2 protein-coding genes and 1 pseudogene are annotated in these 2,360 nt (G+C 62.8%); 1 reads left to right on the top strand and 2 read right to left on the bottom strand.

Going from position 1 to position 2,360, the window contains the following annotated elements:
• Positions 1–410 (top strand): TauD/TfdA family dioxygenase (locus HP499_RS23485; RefSeq protein ID WP_172326455.1); only part of this gene is annotated, 410 nt, incomplete at its 5' end.
• A gap of 96 nt (positions 411–506) precedes the next feature.
• On the opposite strand, the gene HP499_RS23480 is transcribed toward HP499_RS23485, so the two are convergent.
• A complete protein-coding gene (locus tag HP499_RS23480; protein ID WP_172326454.1) occupies positions 507–1,466 on the bottom strand; it encodes an aldo/keto reductase family oxidoreductase in 960 nt (319 codons plus the stop codon).
• 43 nt (positions 1,467–1,509) lie between these two features.
• A pseudogene (locus tag HP499_RS23475) lies at positions 1,510–2,360 on the bottom strand (alpha-amylase); the annotation flags it as partial.

The raw sequence follows: 2,360 nt of genomic DNA, 5'->3' as shown, positions 1-2,360 counted from the left end.
AGCGCCGCAAGGAGTTCACCCGCCTGAAGTTCGAAACCGCCCACCCCGTGGTGCGGGTCCACCCCCTGACCGGCGAGCGCGGATTGTTCATTGGGGGCTTCGCGCAGCGGCTACGGATTGTGGGGCTGTCCAACACCGAATCCAAGGACATCATCCGCCTGCTGCAGGCTTACGTGACGCGTCCGGAGAACGTGGTCAGGGTGAACTGGGAGCCCAACCAGGTGGTCCTGTTCGATAACCGCATCACCCAGCACTATGCCCCTGACAACTACGATGGCCAGCCGCGCAAACTCAACCGCGTGACCATCGCGGGCGACATTCCGGTGAGCATCGACGGCAAGCCCAGCCAGGCATTGCAGGGTGACTCGAGCAGCTACTCCGTGGTGGCTCCGATCAGCGGCGACTCGTAGCCATGTGTTGCTGTCCCCACCCAACTGAGTCGCAGTTGTGCGCGTTTGAGAGGTCATAACGCGCACAACTGCGACTCAGTTGGGCTAAAACCGGGGTTAGGGGATGTTGTTTCCCCGGGCTGTCACCCACAGTCCATACCACTGGGCACGAGTCATGGTGGCGGCAACTGAGGCGGCATCGCTACATGCCTTGATGCGCCCGGGATTGGTAGTGCCGATCACCGGCGAGATGCCGGCCGGGTGCTTCATCAGCCAGCCCAGCAGCACTGACTCCGGCGTGGTGTCCTTCTCCCCCGCCAATTTTTCAAGCATCTCCGCGGCCGCCGACTCCGCCGGCGATAACTCCGCAGCCGGTGCACCCGTATATCGCCCTTGCGCCAAGGAACCATACGCCTGAAGTTCAATTCCCCCAGCCATGCAGTGCTCCAGGGTTCCGTGCGGGAAACTGTACCCCGCCCCTTCTGCGTGGTTGACCAGCACAGTGCTCTCCAGCCAGTCCCGGTGCAGCAGGCTCATTTCCAGCTGGTTCGCCACGATCGGCGTCTCCAACTGGTCCTGCAGGAAGGCGATCTGGGCGCCGGACATATTGGACACGCCCAGTTGCCGCACCTTGCCTTCCGCCATTAACTGCCCGACGGCGTCCGCCACCTCGCGCGGCTCCATCAACGGATCGGGCCGGTGCAGGAGCAGTACGTCCACGTAATCCGTCTGGAGTCGTTTGAGGCTCCCGTTGACCCGTTCAAGGATGGCCTCACGGCTGAGGTCGTAATGCGTCTGGAGTCCGCGCTCCCCCAGCCTGATTCCGCATTTGGTCTGCAGCTGGATCTTCTCCCGCAGACCCTGCGAACGGGCGAGGACTTCACCAAAGACGGCCTCGGACTTTCCGCTGCGATAGATATCCGCATGATCGAAAAGTTCAATGCCAATCCCCTGGGCGGCTTCAACCACCGCAGCGGCCTGATCAATCTCCCCGGCGCCGTAGGAGGTACCATCCCATGGGCCGCCGAGTCCCATGCAGCCGTATATGAGGCGTCCCCGCCCGTTCGCATTCGTCATGACTTCAGTATTCAGCCCCGGTGTCCCGTCTTGTCCCCGGCGCTTACGCGTTGCTGACAATCCATGCGGTGGTGTCCGAAGGCAGCTTGCCATCCTCCAGCGGACCGCTGGTTACCACTACATCCCCTGCAGGCAGTTCAACAGCTTCGCTGCCGAAGTTAGTGATGACGTGCCAGCCACCCGGGCGGCTGAAGTGCAGCACGTCCTGGTTCGCGGTCTCTACCCATTCAAGTTCCTCGCTGGTCTGGAGTTCGCTGCGCAAGTGCAGTGCCTTCCTGTAAAGCTCCAGCGTGGAACCTTCCACTCCGTCCTGCGTGGACACTGCGTAGTCCTTGAACCACTCCGGCTGTGGAAGATGTGCTTTACCCGCACCGAAACCGAAAGACGGGCCTTCTGCGGTCCACGGCAGCGGTACACGGCAACCGTCACGGCCAATTTCAACGCCGGGATTGCGGAAGAAGGACGGGTCCTGGCGTTCGGAGTCAGGAATTTCCGCGACTTCGCGCAAGCCGAGTTCCTCACCTTGGTAGAGGTAGGCAGAACCGGGAAGCGCGAGCAGCAGGAGCGTCGCGGCGCGGGCACGACGCAAGCCGAGTTCGACGTCGAGCTCTTCAGCCGGCGCGCCGGCCAGCAGCCAGCCCTTGCCGTCCTGGCCCTTGGGTTCGCCGCCGGTGATGTCCTGCGCCGCATTGGTTCCCTGCGCTACCGATCCACCCTTGGGCAGGCCGTAACGGGTGGCATGGCGGACAACATCGTGGTTGGAGAACACCCACGTGGAGGAGGCCCCCGATTCCTTGGCAGCCACGAGGTTGTCCGTGATGATCTTCCGGAACGACCCGGCGTCGTAGTCCGACTGCAGGAGGTCAAAGTTGAACGCCTGGCCCAGTCCCTCGG

Origin of the sequence: Paenarthrobacter sp. CM16, from assembly GCF_013179505.1 — a bacterium.
GTDB lineage: Bacteria > Actinomycetota > Actinomycetes > Actinomycetales > Micrococcaceae > Arthrobacter.
The sequence above is the reverse complement of the archived record's forward strand: the minus strand, read 5'-3'. Positions and strand labels throughout refer to the sequence as shown.

Bases quoted from the DNA above. Each gene is read 5' to 3' on its own strand.
- HP499_RS23480 (WP_172326454.1), bottom strand. From the start codon at position 1,466: ATGACGAATGCGAACGGGCGGGGACGCCTCATATACGGCTGCATGGGA.